Annotated in this window: 24 protein-coding genes and 1 pseudogene; 10 read left to right on the forward strand and 15 right to left on the reverse strand. The window is 67.3% G+C overall.

The annotated features are described in order from the left end of the window. Positions 1–244: 244 nt before the first annotated feature. From ACOMG5_RS02950 to ACOMG5_RS02960, 3 genes are all read left to right on the forward strand, one after another. Positions 245–457, forward strand: coding sequence for a hypothetical protein (locus ACOMG5_RS02950; RefSeq protein WP_420342288.1), 213 nt, complete (start codon positions 245–247; stop codon positions 455–457). Positions 458–542: 85 nt separating this feature from the next. Continuing rightward, a complete protein-coding gene (locus ACOMG5_RS02955) occupies positions 543–869 on the forward strand; it encodes a hypothetical protein (RefSeq protein ID WP_420342289.1) in 327 nt (108 codons plus the stop codon). A 563-nt stretch (positions 870–1,432) separates the two neighbouring features. After that, positions 1,433–2,194, forward strand: coding sequence for a polysaccharide pyruvyl transferase family protein (locus tag ACOMG5_RS02960; RefSeq protein WP_420342290.1), 762 nt, complete (start codon positions 1,433–1,435; stop codon positions 2,192–2,194). On the opposite strand, the gene ACOMG5_RS02965 is transcribed toward ACOMG5_RS02960, so the two are convergent. From ACOMG5_RS02965 to ACOMG5_RS02990, 6 genes are all read right to left on the reverse strand, one after another. Continuing rightward, a complete protein-coding gene (locus ACOMG5_RS02965; protein WP_420342291.1) occupies positions 2,178–3,602 on the reverse strand; it encodes a gamma-aminobutyraldehyde dehydrogenase in 1,425 nt (474 codons plus the stop codon). The two genes, ACOMG5_RS02960 and ACOMG5_RS02965, sit on opposite strands and share 17 nt — an antisense overlap. An 11-nt stretch (positions 3,603–3,613) precedes the next feature. Further along, the gene (locus tag ACOMG5_RS02970) at positions 3,614–4,417 is read right to left on the reverse strand and encodes an ABC transporter permease (RefSeq protein WP_420342292.1); all 804 of its coding nucleotides are present in this window, start codon (positions 4,415–4,417) and stop codon (positions 3,614–3,616) included. Further along, positions 4,407–5,345 carry an ABC transporter permease gene (locus tag ACOMG5_RS02975; RefSeq protein WP_420342293.1) on the reverse strand — a complete coding sequence of 313 codons (939 nt, stop codon included), beginning with the start codon at positions 5,343–5,345 and terminating at the stop codon, positions 4,407–4,409. Before ACOMG5_RS02975 ends, ACOMG5_RS02970 begins: the two co-directional genes overlap by 11 nt. Next, positions 5,342–6,322 carry an ABC transporter ATP-binding protein gene (locus ACOMG5_RS02980; RefSeq protein WP_420342294.1) on the reverse strand — a complete coding sequence of 327 codons (981 nt, stop codon included), beginning with the start codon at positions 6,320–6,322 and terminating at the stop codon, positions 5,342–5,344. The genes ACOMG5_RS02975 and ACOMG5_RS02980 overlap by 4 nt, the downstream gene beginning before the upstream one ends. Positions 6,323–6,379: 57 nt before the next feature. Continuing rightward, positions 6,380–7,534, reverse strand: coding sequence for an ABC transporter substrate-binding protein (locus ACOMG5_RS02985; protein WP_420342295.1), 1,155 nt, complete (start codon positions 7,532–7,534; stop codon positions 6,380–6,382). A 120-nt stretch (positions 7,535–7,654) separates the two neighbouring features. Continuing rightward, positions 7,655–8,557 carry a LysR family transcriptional regulator gene (locus tag ACOMG5_RS02990; protein ID WP_420342296.1) on the reverse strand — a complete coding sequence of 301 codons (903 nt, stop codon included), beginning with the start codon at positions 8,555–8,557 and terminating at the stop codon, positions 7,655–7,657. A gap of 109 nt (positions 8,558–8,666) precedes the next feature. Here ACOMG5_RS02990 and ACOMG5_RS02995 point away from each other — a divergent pair, with 109 nt between their 5' ends. Next, a complete protein-coding gene (locus ACOMG5_RS02995) occupies positions 8,667–10,193 on the forward strand; it encodes an acetolactate synthase large subunit (RefSeq protein ID WP_420342297.1) in 1,527 nt (508 codons plus the stop codon). A gap of 2 nt (positions 10,194–10,195) precedes the next feature. Here ACOMG5_RS02995 and ACOMG5_RS03000 read toward each other — a convergent pair whose 3' ends face one another. From ACOMG5_RS03000 to ACOMG5_RS03020, 5 genes are all read right to left on the reverse strand, one after another. Next, entirely contained in the window at positions 10,196–11,263 is a 1,068-nt protein-coding gene (locus tag ACOMG5_RS03000) for a glycerophosphodiester phosphodiesterase family protein (protein WP_420342298.1), read from the reverse strand. Between the two features lie 132 nt (positions 11,264–11,395). Beyond that, positions 11,396–12,223, reverse strand: coding sequence for a sulfate ABC transporter permease subunit CysW (gene cysW / locus ACOMG5_RS03005; RefSeq protein ID WP_420342299.1), 828 nt, complete (start codon positions 12,221–12,223; stop codon positions 11,396–11,398). Continuing rightward, positions 12,220–13,047, reverse strand: a complete 828-nt coding sequence (cysT, locus tag ACOMG5_RS03010) for a sulfate ABC transporter permease subunit CysT (protein WP_420342300.1) — start codon at positions 13,045–13,047, stop codon at positions 12,220–12,222. The genes cysW and cysT overlap by 4 nt, the downstream gene beginning before the upstream one ends. Beyond that, positions 13,044–14,036, reverse strand: coding sequence for a sulfate ABC transporter substrate-binding protein (locus tag ACOMG5_RS03015; protein ID WP_420342301.1), 993 nt, complete (start codon positions 14,034–14,036; stop codon positions 13,044–13,046). Before ACOMG5_RS03015 ends, cysT begins: the two co-directional genes overlap by 4 nt. Then, positions 14,033–15,130 (reverse strand): sulfate/molybdate ABC transporter ATP-binding protein, encoded by a 1,098-nt coding sequence (locus ACOMG5_RS03020; protein WP_420342302.1) that lies wholly within the window; start codon positions 15,128–15,130, stop codon positions 14,033–14,035. Before ACOMG5_RS03020 ends, ACOMG5_RS03015 begins: the two co-directional genes overlap by 4 nt. A 328-nt stretch (positions 15,131–15,458) precedes the next feature. On the opposite strand from ACOMG5_RS03020, the gene ACOMG5_RS03025 reads away from it, so the two are divergent. Both ACOMG5_RS03025 and ACOMG5_RS03030 read left to right on the forward strand, forming a co-directional pair. After that, on the forward strand, positions 15,459–16,364 hold the full coding sequence (locus ACOMG5_RS03025; RefSeq protein ID WP_420342303.1) for a LysR substrate-binding domain-containing protein: 906 nt from the start codon (positions 15,459–15,461) through the stop codon (positions 16,362–16,364). A gap of 76 nt (positions 16,365–16,440) precedes the next feature. Further along, complete coding sequence (locus ACOMG5_RS03030; protein ID WP_420342304.1) at positions 16,441–17,871, forward strand: Glu/Leu/Phe/Val family dehydrogenase; 1,431 nt, start codon at positions 16,441–16,443, stop codon at positions 17,869–17,871. Here ACOMG5_RS03030 and ACOMG5_RS03035 read toward each other — a convergent pair. The 4 genes from ACOMG5_RS03035 to ACOMG5_RS03050 all read right to left on the reverse strand — a co-directional run bounded on the left by ACOMG5_RS03035 (position 17,868) and on the right by ACOMG5_RS03050 (position 22,274). Beyond that, on the reverse strand, positions 17,868–19,505 hold the full coding sequence (locus tag ACOMG5_RS03035; RefSeq protein ID WP_420342305.1) for an MFS transporter: 1,638 nt from the start codon (positions 19,503–19,505) through the stop codon (positions 17,868–17,870). The genes ACOMG5_RS03030 and ACOMG5_RS03035 overlap by 4 nt on opposite strands. Before the next feature lie 77 nt (positions 19,506–19,582). Next, positions 19,583–20,122 carry an SMC-Scp complex subunit ScpB gene (gene scpB, locus ACOMG5_RS03040; RefSeq protein ID WP_420342306.1) on the reverse strand — a complete coding sequence of 180 codons (540 nt, stop codon included), beginning with the start codon at positions 20,120–20,122 and terminating at the stop codon, positions 19,583–19,585. A gap of 68 nt (positions 20,123–20,190) precedes the next feature. Next, positions 20,191–21,087, reverse strand: coding sequence for a DUF1403 family protein (locus ACOMG5_RS03045; protein ID WP_420342307.1), 897 nt, complete (start codon positions 21,085–21,087; stop codon positions 20,191–20,193). A gap of 941 nt (positions 21,088–22,028) precedes the next feature. Further along, on the reverse strand, positions 22,029–22,274 hold the full coding sequence (locus tag ACOMG5_RS03050) for a hypothetical protein (RefSeq protein WP_420342308.1): 246 nt from the start codon (positions 22,272–22,274) through the stop codon (positions 22,029–22,031). Positions 22,275–22,441: 167 nt separating this feature from the next. Between ACOMG5_RS03050 and ACOMG5_RS03055 the strand changes: the two genes are divergently transcribed. The 4 genes and pseudogenes from ACOMG5_RS03055 to ACOMG5_RS03070 all read left to right on the forward strand — a co-directional run. Next, positions 22,442–23,008 carry a DUF6634 family protein gene (locus ACOMG5_RS03055; protein WP_420342309.1) on the forward strand — a complete coding sequence of 189 codons (567 nt, stop codon included), beginning with the start codon at positions 22,442–22,444 and terminating at the stop codon, positions 23,006–23,008. Further along, entirely contained in the window at positions 23,005–23,583 is a 579-nt protein-coding gene (tnpB, locus tag ACOMG5_RS03060; RefSeq protein ID WP_420342310.1) for an IS66 family insertion sequence element accessory protein TnpB, read from the forward strand. The genes ACOMG5_RS03055 and tnpB overlap by 4 nt, the downstream gene beginning before the upstream one ends. Then, entirely contained in the window at positions 23,490–24,212 is a 723-nt protein-coding gene (locus tag ACOMG5_RS03065; protein WP_420342313.1) for a TniQ family protein, read from the forward strand. The genes tnpB and ACOMG5_RS03065 overlap by 94 nt, the downstream gene beginning before the upstream one ends. Continuing rightward, positions 24,196–24,899: pseudogene (locus tag ACOMG5_RS03070) on the forward strand (hypothetical protein); the annotation flags it as partial. The gene ACOMG5_RS03065 and the pseudogene ACOMG5_RS03070, both read left to right, overlap by 17 nt.

The raw sequence follows: 24,899 nt of genomic DNA on the forward strand, positions 1-24,899 counted from the left end.
TTCCGACGCAAGGTCCTCACATGGCCGCGTGGCATCTCTCGGAAGTTCTTCGAGCCCGCGATCCACGTGGCAGCCGTGGTTGATCCGCGCACCTGTGAAAAGGCTCCCACAGTAGGATTGGGTCGCGCAGTCGGAGCTTTTGGCCCGAGGCGCGGATCCTCGGCCGCACCACCGTGGGGGGGGCGCGTTCGACACGTGAGGTTATGGTCGGACCCGCGAAGGGCATCTCCTGATACCGAGGACCGTGCGCCAGACCCCGTGGCGCAACACCGCGAAGCGGATCGTCCGCGCCGCCGGTAACCACCGGCCGGGGAGTACGCCGGCGGGCGCGGTCGGCGCATCGATGAACCACTGGGCGGTGACGCTGTTCACCAACAACGGCGATGGCCACCGAAGGGCGCTCGGCCTGATCAGGGGGAGCGTGGATGTGGCCGGAAAGTGCCGGCACTCGGCCTGAAGCGCGACGGCTGGCGCGGGGAAAATACGTTCAGCCCGTGGGCAGGGACCTTAGCGCCACGTCCTTAAGGACCAGGGCGCTTCGCGTGATCCGGATCGATAAGGGCTATCCGGTGAGCCGCCAGATGAACGGCGCGGTCACGGTGCACATACGCGGCTTGAGCGAATGTATCGGCATGAAGAAGGGTTCGATCGGCGCGCAGATGAGCTGCAGCTTGACGCGCTTGGATGAAAAGCGGGGGCGTGTGGCGCAGCCGCCTGTTGACGCCTATGATCCTACCATGGCGGGCTTGCGCAGGGTGCGCAGAAGCGAACATGGAGCGATCAGGGCTGGTTCGCTCCGGCCTGCCAGTCGCCGTATCCTGGCCTCGCCATCGGCCTCGGCGTCCGGATGGACGGCGTGGTCTCCGTGACCTGCCCGCCGCAAGGCCGGCAGGCCGCGCGGCGCCTGGCTTTGCCCGATTTTTCATCCCCCGAAGGAGAACGCGTCCGCGAGGGCTCTTCCTCCCCTGCGCAGCCCGCGCCGCGTGTGGCCTGCCATGGCGCGCGGGCGATCACGGAAATGCAGGGCTGGCGCATTGCGGAGGCTGCCCTTCAGGTCCCGCCTGCCAGGGCTGGGGCTATCAGCCTCGGGTCAGGGCATGTCCGCGTTCCGGACAGGGCCCGGACAGTGGATGGCGGGAATCGCATGCTGTGCCCGCGGATTTCGGAGCAGATTTTGCTCTGCATCCGCTGGGCGGTTCGGTGACCGGGCAGGGGGATCGCGGGGTCTGCCACGAGAACGTCGGGCTGGGGATTGCGGCCCTGCCGGTTGGGTTCAGGAGCATTGACGCGGGGGCCACGCGCATATGCCCATCTTCGTGACTTTATGGGGCCCGGAGCATCTCGCGTTGCAGCCCAAGCGCTTGGCACGGCGGTGAAACGGCTGGCACAGCGCGCTGGACTTCGCCTCCCGGCCCACGCAGGATACGGGCCGATGAGCGACCCGCTGCGCCTCTACTGGTGGAAGAAGGCCCCGAACTTCGGGGATGCGCTTTCGCGCGAGATTACCGCCCATGTCTCGGGCCGCTCCGTCCTCTGGGCGCCGGAGGCAGAGGCGGATCTGTTCGCGATCGGCTCGATCATGTGGCATGTGCGCAAGGGGGTGGAGCGCCGTGCGCCCCCCGCCGGGGCGCCCTGGATCTGGGGCACCGGCTGCATGGAGCCCCTGCGCGCGGACTGGCTCCCGCGCGCGCGGGTCGCGGCTTTGCGCGGGCCGCTGAGCGCCGGCGTGCTGGGGCTGGCGCCCGTGCCCTTCGGCGACCCGGGGCTGCTGGCGCCGCGGCTGACCGGGCCGGTGCCGCAGGAGGATATCGTCGGGCTGATCGTGCATCATGGCACGCCGCTTCCGGAGCGGCCCGGGTTCCGCGTGATCGATATGCGCAGTACCGATACCCGCGCGGTGCTGCGCCAGATTGCGGGATGCCGCCATATCGTCTCGCAAAGCCTGCATGGCATAATCGCGGCCGATGCCTATGGCATCGCGAATACGCTCCTGCGCCCGGAGGGGATCCACCGCAGCGCATGGTTCAAATTCCTGGACTATTACGCCAGCGTCGGCCGCCCGCCCGATCCGGGCATCGGCCTTGCAGATCTCGGCCGGCTGCCCGGAGCCCGGCCCGCGGCAGCGGACCGGGTGGCGGAGATGTGCGATGCGCTGATCGCGGCCTTTCCGGCAGAACTCAGAGCGCGACCATGACGTGGCGCACCACGGTATAATCCTCCAGCGCATACATCGACATGTCCTTGCCGTAGCCGGAGTGCTTCAGCCCGCCATGCGGCATTTCATTGGTCAGCATGAAATGCGTGTTCACCCAGGTGCAGCCGTATTGCAGGCGCGAGGCGACCTGCATCCCGCGGCCGATGTCCTTCGTCCAGACCGAGGAGGCGAGGCCGTAATCGGAATCGTTCGCCCAGGCGACGGCCTGATCCACATCATCGAATCGGCTGACCGAGACCACCGGCCCGAACACCTCGCGGCGCACGATCTCGTCTGTCTGCAGCGCGCCGGCGACCACGGTCGGCTGATAGAAGAAGCCGGGGCCATCGGGGATCGCGCCGCCGGTCGCGACCTCGATATGGTTCTGCTCGCGGGCGCGGGCGACGAAGGAGGCGACCCGGTCGCGCTGACGCGGCGAGATCAGCGGGCCCATTTCGTTCAGGCTGTCATCGGCCTGACCGAAGCCGATAGTGGAGACGGCGGCGGCAAGATCGGCGACGAAATTGTCGTAGACCTTGGCATGGGCATAGATGCGGCAGGCGGCGGTGCAGTCCTGCCCCGCGTTATAGTAGCCGAAGGCGCGCAGCCCCGAGACGGCGGCCTCCACATCGGCATCGTCCATGATGATCACCGGGGCCTTGCCGCCAAGCTCCAGATGGGTGCGCTTGATGGTGCGGGTCGCGGCTTCCATGATCTTGCGGCCAGTGGCGATATCGCCGGTGAGCGAGATCATCGCCACCTTCGGGTGGTTAATCAGGGCCGAGCCCACGGTCTCGCCGCGCCCGAGGATGATGTTCACCACGCCTTCGGGCAGGACATCGGCGAAAATTCCGGCCATGTGCAGCGCGGTCAGCGGCGTCTGTTCGGAGGGTTTGAACACGACCGTGTTGCCGCCCGCGATCGCCGGGGCGATCTTCCAGGCCATCATCATCAGCGGGTAGTTCCAGGGCGCGATCGAGGCCACGACGCCGATCGGGTCGCGCCGGATCATCGAGGTATGCCCGGCCAGATATTCGCCCGCGACCGGCCCGTGCATGGTGCGCACCGCGCCCGCGAAGAAGCGGAAGCAATCGACGATGGCGGGAAGCTCGTCGTTCAGCGCCATATGGCCGGGCTTGCCGCAGTTCAGCGCCTCCAGCGCGGCGAGGTCGGTGGCCGCGGCCTCGATCCGGTCCGCGATGCGCAGCAGGTAGCCCGAACGTTCGGCGGGAGTGGTGCGCGACCAGCTGGCGAAGGCGCGCTCGGCCGCCTGCACCGCGGCTTCCACCTGCGCGAGCGAGGCTTCGGGCAGCGTGACGATCACCTCGCCGGTGCGTGGGTTGAGGATCTGCTCCTCGGTCTCGGTGCCGGCGGCCAGATCGGCGCCGATCAGCATCTGGGTTTGCATTCGGGTCTCCCTCATTTCTCGGAGCCGGCGGTGTGTTCACCGTCGCGGGTCAGGTAATAGGCGGCAAGGATCGGGATCACCGTCACCAGCACCACGGCCATGGCGACGACATTCGTCACCGGGCGCTGACGCGGGCGGACGAGCTCCTCCAGCATCCAGATCGGCAAGGTAGACTGGTTCCCGGCGGTGAAGGTGGTGACGATCACCTCATCGAAGCTGAGCGCGAAGGCGAGCATGCCGCCCGCCAGCAGCGCAGTGCCGATATTGGGCAGGATCACCATGCGGAAGGTTTGCAGCCCGTCGGCGCCGAGGTCCATCGCCGCGTCGATCAGCGCGCCCGAGGTGCGGCGGAACCGCGCCACGGCATTGTTGTAGACGACGACGATACAGAAAGTGGCGTGGCCCAGAACGATGGTCCAGGTGCTGAAGGGGATGTCCATCAGCGCGAAGGCGGAGCGCAGCGAGATCCCGGTGATGATCCCCGGCAGCGCGATCGGCAGGATCACCAGGAGCGAGATCGCCTCCCGCCCGAAGAAGCGCGAGCGCGATACGGCGGCGGCGGTCAGCGTGCCCAGCACCAGGGCGAGGGCGGTGGAAATCGCCGCGACCTTCAGCGAGAGCCCGAGCGCCGCCCAGACATCCGCGCGCCCCATGGTGACGCCGATCCACTGCAGCGTGAGCCCGGGCGGCGGGAACTGGTAGCTCTTTTCCTCCGTGGTGAAGGCATAGAGGAAGATCAGCGCGATCGGCGCGAGCAGGAACACGAGCCCGCCGATGGCCGCGAGGCGGAGCGGAAGCGGAGCCTTAGAGTGCATCGAAAGCCCCCATCTTGCGCGCGCCCCAGAGGTAGAAGCCCATGATCACGATTGGCACCACGGTGAAGGCGGCGGCGAGCGGGATGTTCCCGGCCGTGCCCTGTTGCGTATAGACCGCCTGGCCGATGAACAGCCGCGACGAGCCGATGATCTGCGGGATGATGTAATCGCCCAGCGTCAGCGAGAAGGTGAAGATCGACCCCGCCACCACGCCGGGCAGCGCCAGCGGCAGCAGCACCATCCGGAAAGATTGCGCGGGATGGGCGCCGAGATCGGCCGCGGCTTCGATCAGCGCGCCCGGCACCCGCTCCAGCGATGCCTGCACCGGGATGATCATGTAGGGCAGCCAGATATAGACGAAGACGATGAAGGTGCCGAGGTAGCTCACCGAGAGCGAATTGCCCCCCACCACCGGCATCGCCAGCACGGCATCCAGCAGCCAGGTGAGGTGCAGCTGCGCGAAGAGCCAGTTCAGGATGCCCTCCTTCGCCAGCACCAGCTTCCAGGCATAGACCTTCACCAGATAGCTCGACCACAGCGGCAGCATGACCCCGATATAGAACAGCGCCTTCCACTTGCCGGTGGCATAGCGCGCGGCGAAATAGGCGATCGGGAAGGCCAGAACCGCCGAAGCGAGGGTCACCGCCGCGGCCATCACCACCGTGCGCAGGATGATATCGAAATTCGACGGGCGCAGCAGTTCGGCATAGGTGGCCAGCGTGAATTCGTGCCGGATCACGCCGGAGAATTCGTCGATGGAGAAGAAGCTCTGCATCAGCAGCGCGATGAGCGAGCCGATGTAAATGATGCCGAGCCAGAGCACGATCGGCGCGATCATCAGGAAGGTGAACATCCGCGGATGGCGGATCACCCAATCGGCGGCCTGCGCCAGAGGGCCGCCGCGGGGCGGGAAGATCGCGGCGCTCATGCCTCCGGCCCCATCACATGGACCTTGGCCGGGTCCCAGCTGATATGGGTGCTCTGGCCCGGTTCGGGCAGGTCTCCGGGCGGCAGGAGCGCGGTCAGCTCCTGCCCGCCGAGCGACAGGCCGAGCTTCACCACCCGGCCGTGATAGGCGCGCGAGGTGACGGTGGCCGCGCGGCCCGCGGGATCGAGGCGGATGTCTTCGGGGCGCAGGCTGGCCCAGCGGCCGGAAGGGCCAGTGCCGGTGAAATCCGAGGGCAGGACATTGGAGGAGCCCACGAAATCCGCCACGAACCGGCTTGCCGGGCGGCGGTAGATCTCTTCGGGCGTGCCCACCTGCTGGATCCGGCCCTCGGCGAAGACGGCGACGCGGTCGGCCATCGACAGCGCCTCCTCCTGATCATGGGTCACGAAAACGAAGGTGAGGCCAAGCGCGCGCTGCAGGCGGCGCAGCTCTCCCTGCATCTGCTCGCGCAGCTTCAGGTCCAGCGCGCCGAGCGGCTCGTCGAGCAGGAGCACCTTCGGCTTGTTCACCAGCGCGCGTGCCAGCGCCACCCGCTGCCGCTGCCCGCCGGAAAGCTCGCCCGCGCGGCGCGCGCCGTAGCCCGAAAGCTCCACCAGCGCCAGCGCCTCATCCGCGGCCTGGGCCCGCTCGGCCCGGCCCACGCCCTTCACCCGGAGCCCGAAAGCCACGTTGTCGCGCACATTCATATGTGGGAACAGCGCGTAATTCTGGAACACCGTGTTCACATTGCGCCGGTAGGGCGGCACGCCTTCGGCCGGTTCGCCGTAAATGGCGAGCGTGCCGGCGGTGGGCTGCTCGAAGCCGGCGATCAGGCGCAGGCAGGTGGTCTTGCCGGAACCGGAGGGGCCGAGCATGGCGAAGAACTCACCGTCGGCGATATCGAGGTCCACGCCATCCACGGCACGGATCGTGCCGAAATGACGACAGACGCCGCGGAAACTCACAGCTTGGGTCATGGTCGAACTTTCAGGGGGGAGGGGGCCCGGACGCGCGGTCCGGGCCGGAAACGGGTCTCAGCCGCCCATCACGGCGATGTAATCGGAAACCCAGCGGTGATAGGGCACGCAGCCGCCAGCTTCGCATTTGGAGGTGGGCGTGCGCCAGAACCAGATCCGGTCGAAGTCCTTCAGCCCGTTTGCATCGCAGCCCTCGGCGGTCTGCATGCCGGATTTGTCGGAGCAGGCGGAGGGCACCGAAGGCACCGCGCCGAACCAGACCGAGAGATCCGATTGCAGGTTCGAGTTCAGCGAATGCTCCATCCACAGATAGGCGCAGGTCGGGTGCTTCGAGTCCGTGTGCAGCATCAGCGTATCGGCCCAGCCCGTCGCGCCTTCCTTCGGCACGACGGAGGCCACCGGCGCCTTGTCGGCCTCCAGCAGGTTCACCTGGAATGGCCAGGTGGAGGAGGCCACGACGCCTTCGTTCTTGAAATCGTCGATCTGCACCATCGCATCGTGCCAGTAGCGCGAGACCAGCTGGCGCTGCCCCTTCAGCAGCTCCAGCACGGCATCGTATTGCGCCTGATTGAGCTCATAGGGGTTCTCGATCCCGAGCTCGGGCTTGTGCGCCTTCAGATAGAGCGCCGCATCGGCGATATAGATCGGGCCGTCATAGGCCTGCACCCGGCCCTTGTTGGACTTGCCATCGGGCAGGGTCTGCTCGCGGAACACGATGTCCCAGCTGTCGGGTGCGGTCTTGAACACCTCGGTGTTGTACATCAGCACGTTCGGGCCCCACATGAAGGGGGTGCCGTAATGCACGCCATCGACCGTATGCCAGGGCGCATCCTTCAGCCGGTCGTCGACCCGGGCCCAATCGGGGATCAGGCCGGTGTTGATCGGCTGCACCTTGCCGCCCGCGATCAGCCGCAGCGAGGCATCGCCCGAAGCCGTCACCAGATCGAACCCGCCCTGGTTCATCAGCGAGACCATTTCATCGGAGGTGCCCGCGGTCTTGACCTCGACCTTGCAGCCGGTCTTCTCCTCGAACTTGGTCACCCAGTCATAGGCTTTGTCGGTCTCGCCGCGTTCGATATAGCCCGGCCAGGCCACGATCGAGAGCGCGCCTTCGGGCTTGCCGAGTTCCTTGAGCATCTCGGCCTGGGCCGGCAGAGCAAGCGCGGCACCGAGGGCGAGGCCCGAGGCGCAGAGGTTCAGAAGCTTTTTCATCCGCATGTTCCCTGTTGAGGCGAGGCTCTCTGACCTCTCGGGTGCAAGCCTGCGGCAGCGGATCCGATTTCGCAAATTCAATTGTCAGAACGGCGCTATCGGAAATAAAGATACCTGAATTTATCGTTGCGCAGACTGGCTTTGGGCGGCGCGAATGAATTCACGGGCGGGCGCCGAAAGCGGCGCGCCCTTGCGCCAGACCACGCCCACCTGCACCACCGGCAGCGTGCCCGACACATCGCGCGAGACGATCCGGTCCCCTTCCAGCGACCAGCGGCGATAAACGAGCTCGGGCAGAAGCGCGATTCCCGCCCCCGTCGCCACCAGCGAACGCACCGCCTCGACCGAGCGGGTGCGGAACGCCACACGCGGCCGCGCGCCGAAGGCCCCGAGCAGCGAGCGCGTCGCCTCCTCGATCTCGTCGAGGCGCAGCATGATCATCGGCTCGCCCACCAGATCCTCGATCGCGACAGAGGTGGCTTCGGTCAGCGGGTGTCCATTGGGCAGCCAGAGCTGATAGGGCGAGACCTCCAGGATCTCGGTCTGCAGCGCCATCCGGTCGCGCAGCGCCGAGGTCACCATCACCGCCACGTCGAGCTCGCCGCCGATCAGAAGATGCTCCAGATAATCGCCCGAATCCTCCAGCGCCGTCACCTCGACCGCCGGATTGGCGCGCCGGAACCGCGCGAGGATATCGGAGAGCACATAGCCCGCGACCAGCGAGGTGACCCCGATATGCAGCCGCCCCGAGACCCGCTCCGCATCCGAGGCGAGGGCCTGGCGCGCATCGGCGATGCTGGAGAGGATGCCCTGGGCATGGCGCAGGAACTGGTGCCCCTTCTGGGTGATATCCAGCCCGCGGGGGTGGCGGTCGAACAGCTGCACGCCGAGGTCCAGCTCGAGGTCGCGGATCGCCTCCGTCACCGCGGATTGCGAAATGCTCAGCGCCAGCGCCGCGCCCGAAACCGTGCCGCTTTCGGCGGCGGCGACGAAATAGCGCAACTGTCGGATGGTAAATGCCATGGGCTCTCCTGCTCTGGCCCGACCTGACCCGCTCTGCCCGCGCCGGTCAAGCCCGGGGTTGCGGCAGCGAGCCGGCGGTTCTACCGTCCGGTCAAAACGGGAGGATACCATGAACGGCGCCGAAGCTCTTGTAACCACCTTGCTGCAATCGGAGGTGGAGGTCTGCTTCGCCAATCCGGGCACGTCGGAGATGCATTTCGTGGCCGCGCTGGACCGTGTGGCGGGCATGAAATGCGTGCTCGGGCTGCACGAGACGGTGGTGACGGGCATGGCCGATGCCTATTTCCGCATGGCGGGCAAACCGGCGGCCACCTTGCTGCACTGCGGCCCCGGCCTCGCCAATGGCATGGCGAACCTGCACAACGCCCGCCGCGGGCGCAGTGGCATCGTGAATATCGTCGGCGATCAGGCGACCTGGCACCGGCCCTTCGATGCGCCGCTGACGGCGGATACCGAAGGCATGGCGCGCACCGTTTCGCACCGGGTGGAAACGGTGGCCGCGCCCGCGCGGATCGGGGGCGCGGCGGTGGCCGCGATCCAGGCGGCGCGGCAGGGGCAGATCGCGACGCTGATCCTGCCTGCGGATGTATCGTGGCAGGAAGGCGCCGCGCCCGAGGTGGCCGGGCCGGTGGCGCCTGCGGCCGCGCCCGATGCGCAAGTGATCGAGACCGCGGCGCGGCTGCTGCGCGACCCGGCGCGGCGGGTGCTTCTGTTCGTGGGCGGCAATGCGGCGATGGGGCCGGGGCAGCGGGCGCTGGCGCGGATCCTGCCCGCCACCGGCGCGGAGGTGATGGCCGAGCTCCTCACCGCGCGGATGGAGCGCGGGCAGGGGCGGCTGCCGATCCCGCGCATTCCCTATCCGATGGATCTCGCGATGGAGAAGCTCGCGCCCTTCGATACGGTGATCTTGGTGGGGGCGAAGGCGCCGGTGGCGTTCTTCGGCTATCCGGGGCGGCCCTCGTCGCTGCTGCCCGAAGGGGTGGAGCTGCATGTGCTGGCGCGCCCCGAGCAGGACGCGGGTCAGGCGCTGGCGGCGCTGGCCGATGCTCTGGCCGCGCCGGAGGGGATGTTGCCGGGCGGCGGGCCGCTGCCCGAGGCCGCGACCGGCGCGATCACGCCCGAAAGCATGGCCCAGAGCCTCGGCGCGCTGCTGCCGGAAGGCGCGATTGTCGTCGATGAGAGCATCACCTTCGGGCGCAATTTCGGGCAGGTGACAATGGCCCCGCACGACTGGCTGGCGCTGACCGGCGGCGCGATCGGGGACGGGCTGCCGATGGCCACGGGCGCCGCGCTGGCCACGGGGCGGCGGGTGGTGAGCCTGCAGGCGGATGGCTCGGCCGCCTATTCGCTGCAGGCGCTCTGGACCCAGGCGCGGGAGAACCTGCCCTGCACCACGCTGCTGATCAGCAACCGGCGCTACAACATCCTGATCGGCGAATATCACGCCACCGGCGCCACGCCGGGCCCGACCGCGATGGAGATGCTGGACCTCGGGCGCCCCGATATCGACTGGGTGAGCCTTGCGCGCGGCTTCGGTGTGGAGGCCGCGCGGGCCGAAACCATGGAGCAGGTGAACGCGCTGATGCGGGCGAGTTTCGCCCGCACCGGCCCGTTCCTGATCGAGCTCGTCGTCTGAGCTCAGGCGGCCTTGCGGCGCCGCCGCACGGCCACGAGCGCACCCACGCCGGTGAGCAGCAGCGGCAGGCCCGCCGGCACCGGCACCGCGCTGACATCGGCGGCATAGCTGTTGCGCACTGTCAGGCCGAAATCGGTATAGTCGGTGAAGAAGCCGTCCAGGCCCCATTCCAGCATCGGCTGGATCATGGCGAAGGCGGCCTCCTCGCTCAGCGGGCGGAAGGTATAGGCATGGACCGTGAGGCCGAGCGCATGGGCCGCGTCGATGAAGGCTTCGGTGATGCCGGTATAGCTCACGCCAACGCCCGTCGCCACGTCGGCGATCTCAGCGAGGCTGAAGAAGCCATCGGTGCCGGTTACGCCATAGCTGCCGTCCAGCAGCGTGACGCCGCCGAGCTGCGCGAGCTCCGCGGTCATGCCATTCGCGGCCAGCTCCTGCCCCAGCTCGACGATGGAGGCATGGACGAAGGACTGCAGGATCACCTTGTCCGACGCGTCGGTATAGCCATGCGCCTGCAGGGTCTCGACGATCTTCTGGTTCTGGTAGGAGTTATAGGGCGTTTTCGATTCCGGATAGACGCCGACCGAGGTGCCGTTTTCGGTGTTCCAGGTGGTCAGGAGGCTCAGAACCTCATCCAGCGTGGGCACGGTATAGGGGGTGGCAGAGACCGGGGTGAAGCCCGGATAGGTGCTGTCCGGCGCGGCGAGGGCGCCGGTCGGCTCCACGGTCAGGGTCTTGATCTCGGCGAGGGTGAAATCGCTGACCCGGTAGCTGCCGTTGCGCGGCGCGAACAGGGTCTCGACATTGGTCGTGCGGGTGAGGGTGGCGTCGTGCATCGCCACCAGATGGCCATCGGCGGTGGTCTGCACATCGGGCTCGATATAATCCGCGCCCAGCTTCAGCGCGAGCTCATAGCCGCCCAGGGTTTCCTCCGGCAGGTAGCCGCTGGCGCCGCGATGGGCGATGACGACGGGCGCATTGCCGCTCAGGGTATCGAAGCTCGCGGCATGGGCCGAAAGCGGCGCGCCGAGGAGGGCGGTGGCAAGCATGAGGCTGCGGGTGGGGCTCATCGGTCGGTCTCCGTCTGGTCAGAATGAACGCGCCCGCGGCAGGGCGGGCGGTGCCGGGACCATCCGGAAATTCATTGAAACTTAACCAAAAGATCGGTGTCGGTTTCGTGATAAGATGGTGACGGCGCAGCCTCAGCCGCGCCGCGCCTCCATCACCGATTTCAGCACCAGAACCACCAGCGCCAGCAGCGTGAGCGAGGAGGCGGCCGCGAAAGCGCCGACCATGTTCAGGTCGTTGAACAAAAGCTCGATCTGCAGCGGCAGGGTCATGGTCTGGCCGCGGATCGAGCCCGAGACCACCGATACGCCGCCGAATTCGCCCACCGCCCGCGCGCCGCACAGCACCCCGCCATACAGCAGCGCCCAGCGGATATTGGGCAGAGTGACCCGGCGGAACACCTGCCAGCCGGAGGCGCCCAGCGTGACCGCGGCCTGCTCCTGCTCCGAGCCCTGCGCCTGCATCAGCGGCAGCACCTCACGCAACACGAAGGGGCAGGTAACGAACATGGTCACCATCACGATGCCCGGAAGCGCGAACAGCACCTTCATATCCGCCGCGTTCAGCCAGGGCCCGAGGAGGCCCGTGCGCCCATAAAGCAGCAGATAGCAGATCCCGGCGATGATCGGCGAGATCGAGAACGGGATCTCGATCAGGGTGAGCAGCGCCTTGCGCCCCGGGAAGGTGAAGCGCGCGATGGCCCAGGCGGCAGCGATGCCGAAGCCGATATTCACCGGCACCACGATCAATGCCACGAGCGAGGTGAGCCAGATTGCATGTAGCGAGCCCGGATCCGCGATCGCTTGCGCGAACATCGCCCAGCCCGCCGCAAAGGCGCGGTGGAAGATATAGAGCATGGGCACCACCACCACGAGCGCCGTGAGCAGCACCGCCGTGCCGATCAGCAGCCGCGGCACCAGCCGGCTTTCGCGCGGCGCCAGTGCGCCCAGATCGGCGATCATGCGGCTTTCCCCTTGTAGCGCAGCGCGCGGGCCTGCAGCAGGTTCGACAGGGCCAGCAGCACGAGCGCGATCAGCAGCAGCACCAGCGCGATGGCGGCCGCGCCATTGTAATCATATTCCTCGAGCCGGATCACGGCGAGGAGCGAGGCGATTTCCGTCTTCATCGGCAGGTTGCCCGCGATGAAGACCACCGCGCCGAATTCGCCCAGAGAGCGCGCGAAGCTGAGCGTCACCCCCACCAGGAAGGCGGGCAGGATCGCCGGGAACACCACCCGGCGGAAAATGGTGAGCGGATGCGCGCCGAGGGTGCGCGCGGCCTGTTCGTATTGCGGATCGAGGTCCTCCAGGATCGGCTGCACCGTGCGCACGACGAAGGGGATCGAGGTGAAGGCCATCGCGATCGCCACGCCCCAAATCGTGTAGACGACCTGCACCCCCATCGGCTCCAGCAGCGCGCCATACCAGCCATTGCCCGCAAACAGCGCCGAAAGCGCGAGGCCCGCCACTGCGGTGGGCAGGGCGAAGGGAATATCCATCAGCGCATCGAGGAGCCGCTTGCCGGGGAATTCGTAGCGCACCAGCACCCAGGCCATCAGAAGGCCATAGACCGCGTTGAACAGCGTGGCCATGGCCGCGGCGCTCAGCGTGAGCTTCAGCGCCGCCAGCGTGCGCGGGGAACCGAGGATCGCGAGGAACTTCGCCGGGCCGATTTCCGCCCCCTTCAGCGCCAGCGCCACCACCGGCAACAGGACGATGACGCCGACATAGGCCAGCGTCACCCCCATGGTCAGGCCGAAGCCCGGCAGGACCCGTTTGGATCTCATTGGTTCACGAACAGGGTGTCGAGGATACCGCCTTCGGCGAAATGCTCTTCGGTCACCTTGCCCCAGCCGCCGAACACATCCTCGACGGGATCGAGCGTGACATCGGGGAAGTCGGCCGCGTGTTTGGCCAGCACGTCCTTGTCATGCACCCGATTGAAATTCTGCGCGAGGATCTCCTGCCCGGCCGGGGCATAGAGGAAGCCGAGATAGGCCTTCGCCACCTCCTCGGTGCCCTTCTTCTCGGCGTTCTCGGTGACGATGGCCACCGGGAATTCCGCGAGGATCGAACGCGAGGGGGTCACCCGCACGAAGCCCTTGTCGGCATATTGCTTCGCGATGCCGCCGGTTTCGGCCTCGAAGGTCACCAGCACATCTCCGATTTCCTTTTCGGCGAAGGTCGTGGTCGCGGCGCGCCCGCCGGTCTCGAATACGGGGACATTGGCGAAGATCTTCTTCACGAAGGCCTGCGTTTTCTCCACATCGCCGCCGAAGGTCTTCAGCCCGTAATCATAGGCCGCCAGATAGGTGTAGCGCGCGTTGCCCGAAGTCTTCGGGTTCGGGAAGATCACCTTCACATCGTCGCGTGCGAGGTCGTCCCAGTCCTTGATGCCCTTGGGGTTGTCCTTGCGCACCAGGAAGGCCGGAAGCGAATAGTAGGGCGAGGCCTGGTTCGGGAAGGCGCTGCGCCAGTCCTCGTCCACCATACCGGCCTTCGCCAGCACGTCGATATCGGTGACCTGGTTGAAGGTCACCACATCTGCGGGCAGCCCCTCCAGGATGGCGCGGGCCTGTTTGGAGGAGCCCGCATGCGACTGGTCCACGCTCACGTCGCGGCCGGTTTTGGCCTTCCAGTCCTTGGCGAACTCGGGGTTGATCTGCTGGAACAGCTCGCGCGAGATATCGTAGGACACGTTCAGGAGCGCGTCCTGCGCAAAGGCGGGGGCGGCGAGGCCGAGGGCGATCAGCGCGGCGGCGATACGGGTTTTCACCGGGAATACTCCTTCAGGATCTTGATCTCGGGGGCGGCGGGCTGACTGGCCCCGGCCGCGGGAAACAGGCGCCCGGCTTCGGGCCGCAGGATGACAGGCGCGCCGGGCACAAGCGGCGGCGCAAGGCGGCGGGCGATCTCCACCTCGGGGGTGAGCGTACCCTGGGTATCCTCCAGCGCGATCCGCAGAAGTGCGCCGGTGGAGGTCACCTCAGCCACGCGGAACCGGCCCTTCGGATCGGGCACCGGGGTGATATCGGCCGGGCGCAGGAACAGCTGTGCGGCGCCATCGGCCATCGCCACCCGCGGCAGCGCCTGCATATCGAAGCCTGCAGCCTCCGCGCGGCCTGCGCGCAGCGCCACCGGCACCTCCACGGTCATGCCGAGGAAGCGCGCGACGAAAGGGGTGGCGGGGTGGTTGTGAATTTCCTCGGGGCGGCCGATCTGCTCGATCCGGCCCGCGCCCATGACCACCACGCGATCGGCAAGCTCGAAGGCCTCTTCCTGATCGTGGGTGACGAAAATGGTCGTCGTGCGCGCCTGTTCCAGCACGCCGCGCAGCCAGCGGCGCAGGTCGCGGCGGACCTGGGCATCGAGCGCGCCGAAGGGCTCGTCCAGCAGCAGCATCTGCGGCGCGATCGCCATTGCCCGGCCAAGCGCCACCCGCTGCCGCTGCCCGCCCGAGAGCTCGGCGGGGAAACGCTCCGCAAGCTGCGGGATCTGCAGGAAATGCAGCAATTCCTCGACCTTGGCCGCAATTTGCCGCGGCGCCGGGCGCTCGGCCTTCGGCAGCACGCTGAGGCCGAAGGCGATATTGTCGCGCACGGTCATATGCGGGAACAGCGCGTAATGCTGGAACACGAAACCGATGCGGCGGTCCTGCGCCTTTTTTTTCAGCCAGTCTGCGCCATCCACCGCCAGCGTCCCGGCATCGGGCCAATCGAGCCCGGCTATGATCTTCAGAAGCGTGGTCTTGCCCGAGCCCGATGGCCCGAGCAGCGCCACCAGCTCGCCCTTGCCGATCTCCAGGTCGATGCCGCGCAGCACTTCGGTCTGGCCGAAGCGGCGGGTCAGATGGGCGATCGAGAGGGTCATCGGCGGCTCCTTGCTCAGAGGGCTGAAAATACGCGGCCGCCCGGCCCGAGGAAAGGAAAGGGGAGTAGTGAATTCTTCTCCAAAAAGAGAAAATATTTCTACCGCGGGGCTTTCGGAGGGGCATTCCAGCGATCAGGCCCTGCCATGCCAGAGTATCAGCAGAATCATTCTATCCGGGTGCTGCCCGGGTACCGGCGAGGCCCCGGGGCCATTGCAGGCATATGTCATACCGTCTGGGCATCATGCCGAAACGGTATTATCCTTGCCATAACGGCTTTTGCCGCTTGCGGCTGTGCAGGCTAGCCTGTGCCCAACGGGGAGAAACGGAATGGAACTGGACTGGATCGAGGATTTCCTCGTCCTGACGGAGGCGGGGGTGTTTTCCAAGGCCGCGGCACGGCGCAACGTGACGCAGCCGGCCTTCACCCGCCGGATCCGCAAGCTGGAATATGCACTCGGCGCGCCGCTGTTCGACCGCTCGGTCCATCCGGTGACGCTCACCCCGGCGGGGGTGGAGTTCCGGCCGATGGCGGTCGAGCTGTTGCGCACCCTGTCCACGGCGCGCAGCCGGTTGCGCGGGCTGCAGGGCGGGGAGGAGGTGGTCTCCATCGCCGCGCTGCAGGCGCTGACCACCGCCGTTCTGCCCGGGGTCCTGGCCGCGGCGAACCGGCGCCGGACGATCCCGCCGGTGAAGGTTCTGGCCGATGATTTCGCAGGCTGCGTGGAGGCGCTTCTGACCGGCACTGCGGATATCCTGCTGTCTTATACGCATCCCTCCATCGTCACCGCGGAGATCGACGATGGGTTCTCGGCGCTCAGCCTCGGTGAGGATGTGATGATCGCGGTTTCCGGGCTGGAGAACGGCAAGCCGCTGTTCAGCCTCGGCGATGCCGAGATCCCCTGGCTGCGCTATTCGGAGGAGAGCTTCCTCGGCAAGGTGGCGGCCCGGATCACCGCGCGCGATGCGCTCGCCGGGCGGCTTTCGCTGCGCTATCAGAACTCGATGGCGGACGGGCTGCGCACGGCGGCGCGGGCGGGGCTGGGCGTGGCCTGGCTGCCCGCGCGCGCGGCGCGCGAAGACCTCGCGCAGGGCCGCCTGCTGCGCATTTCCGACCCCGATACCGAAGAGCCGATCGGCATCGCCATGATGCGCGACCGGGCGCCGCGCTCGCGCCCGATGGAGCGATTGTGGGCCGAACTGCAACGTCTGGCCGACGATGACCGGATGATCTGACCCAACACCGAAACCCTTGCTACCGCAGCCGCCCCGCCGGGGCGGACGGACAGCCATTGCCCAAAGGACACGACCCATGCACATGACCCCGGAACCCAGCTTCCGCGCCTCCGTCGATCTGATGTTCAAGCGCGCGACCCAGTTCATGAATCTCAGCCCCGGGCTGGAAGAAAAGATCCGCGTCTGTAACTCCACCTATACGGTGCGTTTTGGTGTACGGCTGCGCGGCAAGATCGAGACCTTCACCGGCTACCGCTCGGTGCATTCCGAGCATATGGAGCCGGTCAAGGGCGGCATCCGCTTCGCCACCAATGTGAACCAGGACGAGGTGGAGGCGCTGGCCGCGCTGATGACCTATAAATGCGCGCTGGTGGGGACGCCCTTCGGCGGCTCCAAGGGCGGGCTCAGCATCGACCCGCGCGCCTGGGAGGAGCATGAGCTGGAGCAGATCACCCGCCGCTTCGCCTATGAGCTGATCAAGCGCGACCTGATCCACCCGGCGCAGAACGTACCGGCCCCCGACATGGGCACCGGCGAGCGCGAGATGGCCTGGATCGCCGATCAGTATCAGCGCATGAACACCACCGATATCAACCACCGCGCCTGCGTCACCGGCAAGCCGCTGAATTCGGGCGGCATCCGCGGCCGGGTGGAGGCCACCGGGCGCGGCGTGCAATATGCGCTGCACGAGTTCTTCCGGCACCCGGCGGATCTGGCGCGGGCGGGGCTGCAGGGCGGGCTCGAGGGCAAGCGGGTGATCGTGCAGGGCCTCGGCAATGTGGGCTACCATGCGGCGAAATTCCTCTCGGAGGAGGATGGGGCGAAGGTGATCGCGGTGATCGAGCGCGACGGCGCGGTGATCGACGAGCGCGGCCTCGATATCCAGGCACTGAAGGAATGGGTCACGCAGAACGGCGGCGTGAAGGGCTACCCGGGCACGTCCTATGTGGAGGCCGGGGCGGAGGTGCTGGAGCATGCCTGCGACATCCTGATCCCAGCCGCGCTCGAAGGTGTGATCCACAAGGGCAATGCCGCCCGCATCCGGGCCCCCCTGATCATCGAAGCCGCGAACGGGCCGGTGACCTATGGCGCCGATGAAATCCTGCGTGCGAAGGGCACGATCGTGATCCCGGACCTCTATGCCAATGCCGGCGGCGTGACCGTGAGCTATTTCGAATGGGTGAAGAACCTCTCGCACATGCGCTTCGGCCGGATGCAGCGGCGCGCCGAGGAGGCGCATTCGCGGATGCTGGTGGAGGAGCTGGAGCGGCTCTCCGCGGACCGGGGCCTCGGGTGGGAGCTGCGCCCGGATTTCAAGGAGCGGTTCCTGACCGGCTCCGACGAGCTGGCGCTGGTGCGCTCGGGGCTGGATGACACAATGCGCACCACCTATCAGGCGATGCGGGCGATCTGGCACGGGCGCCCGGAAGTGGGCGATCTGCGCACGGCGGCCTATGTCTTTGCGATCGACCGCGTGGCGCGGACCTACCGCTCCAAGGGGCTCTAGACGCCCGGCACCTCCGGGGTCACCGGGCGGGGGGGAATGTCGTCGTGCGGGGGCACGGTCTGGCGCTCGATCATCCGGTGCACCCGCGGCAGGCCGGCATCGCCGCGGTGCAGCGCGCGCAGGTTGTCGAGGTTCTCGGCATCGGCCTTGGTGCGGCGCTGGTTGTGGCGCAGGTAATCGAGCCAGGTCGGCACATGGTAGCTCTCGGTCCACTGCCGGGGGTTCTCCAGATCGCGCAGAAGGGCCCATTGCCGGGCGCCGTCGCGGATGCGGATCCGGCGGCGCTCCTGCATCAGGCCGAGGAAGGCGTCGGTATCGGCGGGCTCGATCAGGTAATCCACCATCACCATGATCGGCCCGGAGCGGGGCTTGATCTCGAGCTGCGGCTCGGGGGCGCGGAACCGGTCGAGCGGGTCGAGATCCAGGGTGGAGAATTCGGCAAGCCGGAGCCAGAAGCCGAGCGCCGCCCCGATCAGCAGCAAAACGCCCGCTCCGCAGAGCGCGAAGCCCACGCCCTGGGCATCGGCCAGTGCGCCCCAGACCCAGGCGCCCGTGGCCATGCCGCCGAAGGTCGCGGTCTGATAGAAGGAGAGCGCGCGGCCCACCACCCAGCGGGGCGTGGCGAGCTGGACCGTCACGTTGAAGAGCGACAGCGCCAGCACCCAGCAGGCGCCGGCCAGCAGCAGGGCGAGGCAGCTGAGAGCGAGCAAGGCCGAATTGGCGAGAGCCCCGACCGCGAGCGCGAAGCCGAGAAAGGCCAGCCGCACCACCACCTCATTCGACAGCCGCTCGCGCAGCGGCCCGTTCAGCGCCACCCCGCCGATGGCGCCGAGCCCGAAACAGCCGAGCAGGATGCCATAGGTGAGCGCAGTGCCCCCCAGCGTATCGCGCGCAACGAGCGGCAGCAGCGCCATCACCGAAACGGCGGCAAAGCCGAACACCGCGCCGCGCCCCATGACCCGCAGCAGCGCGGGCGACATCAGCACATAGCGCAGCCCCGCCCCGAGCGCCGAGCCCAGCGTTTCCGGCGGCAGCTTCGGCTGCGGATAGGCGGGCTTCCAGCGAGCAAGCGCCAGCGTCAGCGGCACATAGCTGAGCGCATTCAGCGCGAAGGCCGCGGCCGCCCCCGCCGCCGCGACAATGAGCCCCCCGATCGCCGGGCCGAGGCTGCGCATCATGTTGAAGCCCATGCTGTTCAGGCTGACGGCACTGGGGAGGTCGTCGCGGTTCACGATATCGCCCATGGAGGCCTGCCAGGAGGGGTTGAACAGCGCCATGCCGCAGCCGATCAGGAAGGTGAAGGCGAGCAGAAGCCAGGGGGTGAGCACGCCGAGCCAGCCGCAGACCGCCAGCGCCGCCGATACCAGCGCCATGAACAGCTGCGCGAAAATCATGATGCGGCGGCGGTTGAAATTATCGGCCAGCGCCCCGGCAATGAGCGAGAACACCATGATCGGCAACGTGTTGGAGGATTGCACCAGCGCCACCAGCCCATGCGAAGGGGTCAGCTGCGCCATCATCCAGCCCGCGCCCACGGCCTGGATCAGCCCGCCGAGGTTCGACACGAGGGTCGCGCCCCAGAGCGCGCGGAAGGTCGGGTTGCGGAACGGTGTCAGAACGGAGGAGCGGGGCATTGGCCTGTCATCGGTTGTGTCCTCGGCACTATCGCCGCGCCGGGTGCCGCGGGGCAAGGGGGTGAAGCGGTGCCGGGTCAGTCAAATTCGGGCAGCGCCTCGGAGGTGTCGCGCCAGTCCTCTGGGTCCAGAGCGAGGGCGCCGATATCGGGCAGGTCGCTCAGGCTTTGCAGCCCGAAATGCGCAAGAAAGGCCTGGGTGGTCACATAGGTGAAGGGCGCGCCCGGCTCGGGGCTGCGCGGGCCGCGCGCAAGCAGCCCTTCCGCGATCAGTCGCCCGAGACGCTCGCGCCCGACCCCGCGGCCGAGCACACGCGAGAGTGCGCGGCGCGTCAGCGGCTGCAGATAGGCCACGGCCGCAAGGATCAGCGCCTCTTCGGGCCGGAGCGCGCGCGTCGCATCGCCCCGGGCCGCGCGGAGTGCCGCGGCATGGCAGGTCCGGGTACGCATCTGCCAGCCGCCCGCCACTGCGACGACCTCATATGGACGCTCATGAAGGCTGGCGGCGATATCCTCTATCAGCAGCTCGATGGCGCAATCCGGGCCGACCACGCGGGCCAGCGCCTCGCGCCCGACCGGCGCGCCGCTGGCAAACAGGACCGCTTCCACCCGCAACATCCATTCCCGCCAGCGCTCCGCCTGTGGCAGCGCCTGGAGATCGCGGTCCCAGTCTGCGTGCGGGGCCCTCACAGCCCGTAAATCCGGAATTGCGCCCGGCCGCTGAGCTCACGCACGAGGCCGAGCGCCGTGAGCCGCTCGAAAAGCCGCCGCGCGGCGCGGTCGCTTGCGTGAAGGCCGGCGCGCGGGGCGAGGGCATCTTCGCTGAGCAGGGCGGCGACGGTCGTCGCGGCATCGCGCGCGCGCAGGCGGGGCGCCGTCTGCGCGAGGCGCTCCGCCCGGCGCGCCAGATCCGCATGCAGCGCCGCCGCCTGCAGCGCGGCCCGGGCCCAGCGATTGGCACAGAGGATCTGCCAGGCATCCGGGTCGGCCGAGCGGCGCAGATCGGCCGGCCGCAGCTGCGCCGCCAGCAGCGGGACGGCCCGCGGCCAGCCGAGCGCCCGGGCCAATGCCGCATCCGCCAGCCAGAGCGCCGCACCCCGCCAGGCCGGACCGAGCCCGAGCACAGCGCCCGCCAGGCGCGCAGCCCAGGCGATGGGCAGCTGCGCGCTCACCGGCACGCCGTGGATCGCCTGCGCCAGCGGCTCCGGCGGCAGGCCGAACAGCGGCGCCAGATCGCTTTGCCAGAACGCGGGCTCTGTGGCGGCCGGATCGGCCAGCGCCCGCCAGGCGGCCAGCAGGCGCCCGGCAGGGCCGGGATCATCCTGCGGGCGCCGGAGGATCCAGTGATCGCGGATCTGTCCGGCTTCCTCGCTCCGTCCATCCAGTCGGTTCAGCGTCGTCGCGGCCTGCAAAGCGAGCCTGCGCCGCCAGAGAAGCGCAGGCGTGCCGGGCGCACGGGCGATCGGATCCAGCCATGCCAGCGCTCCGGCCGCCGCGAAGGCGGAGCCCGGGGCATCCGCATGCTCCGCACCAATCCAGCGCGGCGCCTGCCTGTGTGATGCGGAGTTCGCTTCGGATATCATATCCCGAGGCTAGCCCGCCGGCCACGCAGAATGAAGCCCGTTCTCACCGCGTGAGGCCCGGGTATTGCATGTGGCCCTGAACGGCGTAGCCCCCGAAGCAGGTGCGGACGAGCACCCACGAGAGGCTTCCCGATAGCCGCCTGACGGATCGCAAGCCGGGTATCCATCTCCGCCCAGGCTGTGTCGGACGAAGCTGTGCGCATCTCAGGCAGAACGTGTTGCAAGCTGGTCTCTATGATAGGCACTTGCCCCGCGCGCAAACTGACGCGGGAGGGCGCAGGGGAGTACCTTGAAGGCTCCGTCCTGTTTGCGCACCGGCGCCATGACGCGTGCTGCCTCGGGGCGTTCGGCAAAGACCTGCTGTCTGTCGCCGGTTCCGGCACGGGGCCTTGAGTGCGAGGGGGAAGCCGGATCGGGCAGGATGATCGGCCGCAGCGCGCGCCACGCCCGTCATCGGGCCGCGGGGTACAAGCGGCCTGCGCATGCGAGTTCTCGGCGCGCGGGAGAGCTCGGCGGGGCAACGATCCACGGGGTGGGCCGCCATTTTGCCAATGCGATCCGCTTCCGGGTCAAGGGTGAGGGCCAGCCCGAAAGTCTGGTCCTCCCGTCCGGGGCCGACGTTATGCTGTTACGATGTCGACCTTATCCTGAAGGACGGCATGCCGGAATCCTGTGCTCTGGCGGAGGGCCCGGGCTATGGCGCGGGCAGGCTTGAAAAGCGGCGGCAGGCCGTGGCGGCGGGCCGGTCACCCCGATGCGCGAATCCGGCAAGCCGCGCGGAGCGGTCGACTGCAAGCTCGACCCTTGTGCGACCGCATGGCGCACAGCTTCAAGGGCAGAAAGAATACCTGCCGCATCGCGACATGCTGTGACAAGATCGCGCGAAGCGCCGTCGACAGTGCAACCATCCGCTTCTGGCGATTCCGGCAGTCAATGTGGCCTCAGTCGTTATTTGATAGCAATGACATAATGTTCATTATTCGCTTTTTGATACTTGGCGGTGTATGCTCGGTGAGGCTCCAGGCATCCACCAGAGCTGATGAACCGACGGCCAAAAAGCAGCCATTTGGCCCGTTTCGGCGACCATTGGTTGGCCAAATGTTTACCATTGGACCGTTGATCTGGTTGATGTTGCTATATTTCAACGCTTTACGGTCAAGGCCGATCTTCTCACTTTCCCCTTCCAACCAGTGGTCTAAGGCCACTGTGATACTTGATCTGCCCGATTGACGCCTCGGGAACATTTCAGCAACACCTCAGGCACTGACCAGCGACAGCCTCGAAGCACAGGCTGGCCAGCTACAATGTCGCCACTGCTGCGTCAGAGAATCTTTTGGTCTCTGAACAGCAGGTTATGCTGAAAGTTCCGCTGAAGATGCTGTCCTGTTCTATCAATTCACTCGATCCGGCTGCTGACCAGCTGCCGCCATGCCCACACGGCCCCTCAAGGGCCATAACCGCCCACGCATCGATCGCCGAAACGCATTTCGGGCGCATTCATGCCTTACTTCGCGCGGCCACGCCCTGCCCCAACGATTTTGCAGACGCGATCGTCCTTGAGGCTTGGCAGCCCCGTCTTTCTGCACAAGGGTTTCCCGCGCTTTGGGGTGTGCTGATGGATCATCCCCGCCTGGGGCGCCGCGCTGTGCTGACGCCGCGACTGCTGCTGATTGACCGATCTGACGGCTGGGCTCGCAGCTTGCAGGGCTTGATCCGTCTGGGTCTTTCCTTCGCCCAGCGACGGGCACTGGCACCCCTGCATTTGAACGGCATCGCGCGCCAGATACATATGATCGAGGCCGCAGGCTATATTCCCATCGACCCGAGCATGCTGGAAAGTCTGCTTTCGGAATTTGCTCAGACTGTTCGCCTGATGCATGCCTGCCGGCCACGCCATACCCTCTTGAGGGCCTCGCCTTGATTTCCCCCTCCGGCAGTTTCCGCATCTTCCTGGCATCCGAACCGATCGATTTCCGCAAGGGCGTGGACGGGCTGGTGGCGCATGTCGCCAACCATTTCGAGCTCGATCCCGTCGATAGCGCCATCTACGTGTTCCGCTCCCGCCGCGCGGACCGACTGAAGCTGCTGGTCTGGGACGGCACCGGCCTGGTGCTGACCATGAAGCGTCTGAACGGCGGGCGGTTCGGCGATGACGACGAGAGCCGCGTCAAGCGTCGGGTCAAGCGGCTCATGGAATGTCGCAAGGCGGCTTCCGGCCTCGAGCATCTGAAGCGCGATGATCGTGAGCGGCTTGAAGTTCTGAAAGACGGCGCCCGGCTGATCGCCATCCGGAATGAGCATCACGCCGACGAACTGGCCGCGGCCTTGCACGAGGACATGCCCTGCATGGCCCCCGCAACCGAGATGGTTTGGCACGCGATGCGCCGCTCGGTGCGCGAGGGCTGGCCGGGCCTCAGGATGCCGCCCCTTCTGCTCGACGGTCCGCCGGGCATCGTCGGCTTCCCTCAAATGGACGTCGAACCCGTAAGGACCTGACAGTGCTTGCCCGTCTCCCCGATCTCTTCGGCGGCGACGCATCGGCGCTGGAGGCTTCCGCGATCTTCAGACATGACGGGAATATGCGGCGGTTTCGGCACGAGGTGTTCAAACCGTCCATGCTTTGCCGCCGCGAGACGGTGTTTTGCTCGTTGTGTCTGCTTGAGGACCGCCCCCAGCACAGCCGTGCCATCTGGCAATTTACCAGCACCGTCTGCTGTGATCGCCACGGTATTGCTCTGACCACGAAACCGACCGATGTCCATTTCGACGCGCTGGTGCCGTCTGTTGCGTTCCCGAATTCTGCGGCGCTGCGACAGCTTTGCGATGCGGCCAAGCCGATGTCACGCGGACCCTTGCAACGCTATGTCGAGGATCGGTTGGACGGCTCCGCGCGCGAACCGCTGTGGCCGGACGGTTGTCGTCTCGATCAGGTCATGGGCATTTCGAGCTGCCTGGGGAACGCCATGCGGAACCAAGCGGCCCGCGACCTGGGTGATGCTTGCCGGATCGGCTTCGAAGCGCTGCGGCGAGGCGAGCGTCCTGAAGGCCCTCGACGATATTCTGTGCCAACGGGGCCGAAAGGGCCGCGTCAACACCCCCGCCCGCGCCTTGAGCAGGCTCTATGACGCAGTCAGGCTGAACGAGGATCTGTCCCCGCTCCGCCCGCTGGTGCGCTCGTTCCTGCTTGATGATGTGCCTCTCGCAGCCGGGGAGGACGTCTTCGGGGAGGTCGTGCCTGCACGGCGTCGACATGACCTTGCGACGCTTTCCGCGGTGTGCGGAATGTCCAGGTTGCAGGTGAGAGACGTATTCGCCGGCTTGGGACTGTTGTCGGCAGATGACGGCCGACCTTTGAATGCGCTTACCTTCGATGCGGTCGAAAGCGAAGCCCTGGCGTGCGAGCTGCGGGGATCGGTCCCCGCCAACGCGCTGTCTGCCCATCTTGGTTGCGACACAACGACGGCGGCGGCGGTCCTCAATGCGGGATTGGTCGAGAGGGTCTTGGGCAACAGGATTGCTGGCGATCGCGACGCGGATGCCCTGAAGCGGGTCAGCTTGGTCTCCGTTCATGACCTTCTGGCCCTTCTTTTCGAGAACGCCATCACCATCGAGGTTGTCCCTGTTCAGTTCGCCACCCTGAGCGCGGCCGCGCGTCACGCCCATTGGCAGGTCGACCGGATCATCCTGACCTGCCACTGGTCTTTCATCCAGCCGCGACCGGAGCCGGTAGCTGATTTACGCCTTTCGGCGTGGGATGAGCAATCGCCCGGCGCGCGGAACCCTCATCGCGTGCAGCGGGTCGGGCGATTGCG

Source organism: Paenirhodobacter sp. (assembly GCF_041916475.1).
Classification (GTDB): Bacteria; Pseudomonadota; Alphaproteobacteria; order Rhodobacterales; family Rhodobacteraceae; genus Rhodobacter.

What these genes read in the sequence shown, in the direction of transcription:
- ACOMG5_RS02960 (WP_420342290.1), top strand. Translation starts at nt 1,433, where the DNA reads ATGAGCGACCCGCTGCGCCTCTACTGGTGGAAGAAGGCCCCGAACTTC.
- ACOMG5_RS02965 (WP_420342291.1), bottom strand. Translation starts at nt 3,602, where the DNA reads ATGCAAACCCAGATGCTGATCGGCGCCGATCTGGCCGCCGGCACCGAG.
- ACOMG5_RS02970 (WP_420342292.1), bottom strand. Translation starts at nt 4,417, where the DNA reads ATGCACTCTAAGGCTCCGCTTCCGCTCCGCCTCGCGGCCATCGGCGGG.
- ACOMG5_RS02975 (WP_420342293.1), bottom strand. Translation starts at nt 5,345, where the DNA reads ATGAGCGCCGCGATCTTCCCGCCCCGCGGCGGCCCTCTGGCGCAGGCC.
- ACOMG5_RS02980 (WP_420342294.1), bottom strand. Translation starts at nt 6,322, where the DNA reads ATGACCCAAGCTGTGAGTTTCCGCGGCGTCTGTCGTCATTTCGGCACG.
- ACOMG5_RS02985 (WP_420342295.1), bottom strand. Translation starts at nt 7,534, where the DNA reads ATGAAAAAGCTTCTGAACCTCTGCGCCTCGGGCCTCGCCCTCGGTGCC.
- ACOMG5_RS02990 (WP_420342296.1), bottom strand. Translation starts at nt 8,557, where the DNA reads ATGGCATTTACCATCCGACAGTTGCGCTATTTCGTCGCCGCCGCCGAA.
- ACOMG5_RS02995 (WP_420342297.1), top strand. Translation starts at nt 8,667, where the DNA reads ATGAACGGCGCCGAAGCTCTTGTAACCACCTTGCTGCAATCGGAGGTG.
- ACOMG5_RS03000 (WP_420342298.1), bottom strand. Translation starts at nt 11,263, where the DNA reads ATGAGCCCCACCCGCAGCCTCATGCTTGCCACCGCCCTCCTCGGCGCG.
- cysW (WP_420342299.1), bottom strand. Translation starts at nt 12,223, where the DNA reads ATGATCGCCGATCTGGGCGCACTGGCGCCGCGCGAAAGCCGGCTGGTG.
- cysT (WP_420342300.1), bottom strand. Translation starts at nt 13,047, where the DNA reads ATGAGATCCAAACGGGTCCTGCCGGGCTTCGGCCTGACCATGGGGGTG.
- ACOMG5_RS03020 (WP_420342302.1), bottom strand. Translation starts at nt 15,130, where the DNA reads ATGACCCTCTCGATCGCCCATCTGACCCGCCGCTTCGGCCAGACCGAA.
- ACOMG5_RS03025 (WP_420342303.1), top strand. Translation starts at nt 15,459, where the DNA reads ATGGAACTGGACTGGATCGAGGATTTCCTCGTCCTGACGGAGGCGGGG.
- ACOMG5_RS03030 (WP_420342304.1), top strand. Translation starts at nt 16,441, where the DNA reads ATGCACATGACCCCGGAACCCAGCTTCCGCGCCTCCGTCGATCTGATG.
- ACOMG5_RS03035 (WP_420342305.1), bottom strand. Translation starts at nt 19,505, where the DNA reads ATGCCCCGCTCCTCCGTTCTGACACCGTTCCGCAACCCGACCTTCCGC.
- scpB (WP_420342306.1), bottom strand. Translation starts at nt 20,122, where the DNA reads ATGTTGCGGGTGGAAGCGGTCCTGTTTGCCAGCGGCGCGCCGGTCGGG.
- ACOMG5_RS03045 (WP_420342307.1), bottom strand. Translation starts at nt 21,087, where the DNA reads ATGATATCCGAAGCGAACTCCGCATCACACAGGCAGGCGCCGCGCTGG.
- ACOMG5_RS03055 (WP_420342309.1), top strand. Translation starts at nt 22,442, where the DNA reads ATGCTGAAAGTTCCGCTGAAGATGCTGTCCTGTTCTATCAATTCACTC.